1 protein-coding gene and 1 pseudogene are annotated in these 2,374 nt (G+C 64.4%); one reads left to right on the top strand and one right to left on the bottom strand.

Going from position 1 to position 2,374, the window contains the following annotated elements; all coding sequences use genetic code 11:
- Positions 1–384: 384 nt before the first annotated feature.
- Positions 385–1,524 carry a radical SAM/SPASM domain-containing protein gene (locus V7116_RS17345; RefSeq protein ID WP_324393218.1) on the bottom strand — a complete coding sequence of 380 codons (1,140 nt, stop codon included), beginning with the start codon at positions 1,522–1,524 and terminating at the stop codon, positions 385–387.
- A gap of 331 nt (positions 1,525–1,855) precedes the next feature.
- Here V7116_RS17345 and V7116_RS17340 point away from each other — a divergent pair.
- Positions 1,856–2,374, top strand: a pseudogene (locus tag V7116_RS17340) (glutamyl-tRNA reductase); the annotation flags it as partial.

The raw sequence follows: 2,374 nt of genomic DNA, 5'->3' as shown, positions 1-2,374 counted from the left end.
ACGTCAGCGCCGACACGGTGTACTTCAGCGAGGCATCACTGGGCTGAGTACACGACTGAACTTGTTATTTACCGGATAGGGCCGGTAAGTAGGGAACAGCGGGGGTCGATGCAGAGGCGGGTGTTGCGCACCCGCCTCTGCGCGTATTTCCGGTGAGCGATCAGCCGCCAGCCGGTGGCGACCAGGGCGTGTTATGTACTTCTGGCCCCCCATCCCCTGGCCCCTTCCCCCACGCAAGCGGAGGGAAAGGGAAGCCACCTCACGCAACAGAGTTGCGCGGCGACCCCAGGGAAAAACGGGCGGAGCAAGCCCCGCCCCTACAGATCGTGAGGTCAATGGACAAGCGAGAAATCAGTTCTCTCGCTCAAAAAGGCATAACAACCTCTAGCTCAGGATGACGGTACGGGAGGCGGGATCGTAGGCGCAGAACGGTTCTTCCGCCAGATAGCTGCCGCTGGTCCCATAGGCGCGGGCGCGGCAGCCGCTGCACAGCGACTTGAACTGGCACGCGCCGCACTTGCCTTCGAGCAGATCGGGATTGCGCAGCTCCGCGAACAGCGGGCTGTCCTGCCAGATGTCCCCGAATGCCTCGCGACGCACGTTGCCCGCCTCGACGGGCAGATAGCCGCAGGGGAAAACCTCGCCCCGGTGCGACACGAACGCGACGCCCGTCCCGGCCAGACAGCCTTTGGTCGCGGCGTGCATCTGGCCGCCGGGATGTCCACCCGGATGACCGCCGGGATGCCCGCCCAACTGGCGCGCGTGGCTCGCCGGCAGATCGCGCTCGATCCCGCTGCGGCGATCCTCGGCGCGGCGCTGGCGCATCACGCGGAAGTAGTGCGGGGCGCAGGTGGCCTTGAGCTGCAAGTCCGGCTCGGACTGTTCCACGTCGTACAGCCAGTTCAGCACGCGCTCGTACTCCTGCGCGCTGATCATCTGATCCTCCGCGATTTCCACGCCGCAGCCGACCGGAACCAGCAGGAACAGGTGCAGGCCGACCGCGCCCAGATCTTTCGCCAGGGCCAGCACGCCTTCTAGCTGGGCCTGATTGTGCTTGGCGACGGTGGTGTTGATCTGCACGGGCAAACCAACATCGCGCAGGGCTTTGAAGCCGCGTATCGCCGCGTCGAACGAGCCGCGCAGCGCGCGGAAGGCGTCGTGGGTGGCGCTGTCGGCCCCGTCGAACGAGATGCTGATGCGCTTCACGCCGCTGGCTTTGATGCGCTGCGCGAGATCCGCATCGACCATCGTGCCGTTGGTCGCCAGCGCGACCGGCAGCCCGGCGTCGGTGGCGTAGCGCGCGATCTCGAAGATGTCGGGGCGCATCAGCGGCTCCCCGCCCGACAGGACCAGGACGGGCGATCCGACGGCAGCGATCTGGTCGATCATGGTTTTGGCTTCGGCGGTGCTGAGGTCCTGCGGAGTGAGTTGATCCGCAACTTCGATGCGGCGGCAGTGGATGCAGCGCAGGTTACAGCCCGCGGTCGTTTCCCAGAAGATCAGTCGGGGCGGTGGGTACGTCATTGGACCTTCCTGTGCAAATCTATGCAAAACTCGCTAAAATTACTTTGATTATTGTGAACTTAAAGCGGCGCAAGGAACAAGTGACATTTGTCACGCGCCGCCAGAGGGGGCGGATCTGATCGCCCGCCGCCTCTTTTATTGTGTGTGCAGATTTAGTGAGTTTTTAGTTTTCTGTAACTCTGAAACTCTCGAAAGCAGTATCGATGTCGTTCTTCGAATTGCGCGGGGTAGTTTCGGACGGCACGCAAGGGGAGGCGCGCCGGTCCGGTTCATCCAACGAGCGCCGCAGCGTATCGCGGCTGACCCTCATCTCCACACAGGACACTACAGCATGCTTTTTGTGCGCAGCATAAGCCATCACATCACCCCCCTGGAAGTGCGCGAGCAGCTCTCTCTCTCGGATGAACAACAGGGACAGTGGCTCGACCGCGCGCGTGAGACGGAAACCGTCGTACTCTCAACGTGCAACCGCCTGGAACTGTATACCTTCGCCCCTTCGGTGGACTACGCCGACCGCCTGTGGGCCGACCTTCTGGCGCAGAGCGGCAGCCGCGCGGATGTCGTCGCGCCGTATACTGCCGCGGCGGACGGGGAAAACGCGTCGCGCCACCTGTTCCGCGTAAGCTGCGGATTGGAGTCGATGGCGCTGGGTGAGCCTCAGATTCTGGGGCAGGTCACCCGCGCTTACGAGCAGGCGCATGCGCACGGCGCGGCGGGAGTCGCGGCGTCGATGCTGTTCCGGGCGGCGATTCACGCGGCGAAACGCGCGCGGACCGAAACGGCGATCAGCAGCGGCGGCGCGTCGGTCAGCTCGCTGGGCATCGCGCGGGCGGAGCAGGCGCTCGGCTCG

It is taken from the genome of Aggregatilinea sp., assembly GCF_036822615.1.
GTDB lineage: Bacteria > Chloroflexota > Anaerolineae > Aggregatilineales > Aggregatilineaceae > Aggregatilinea.
The sequence above is the reverse complement of the archived record's forward strand: the minus strand, read 5'-3'. Positions and strand labels throughout refer to the sequence as shown.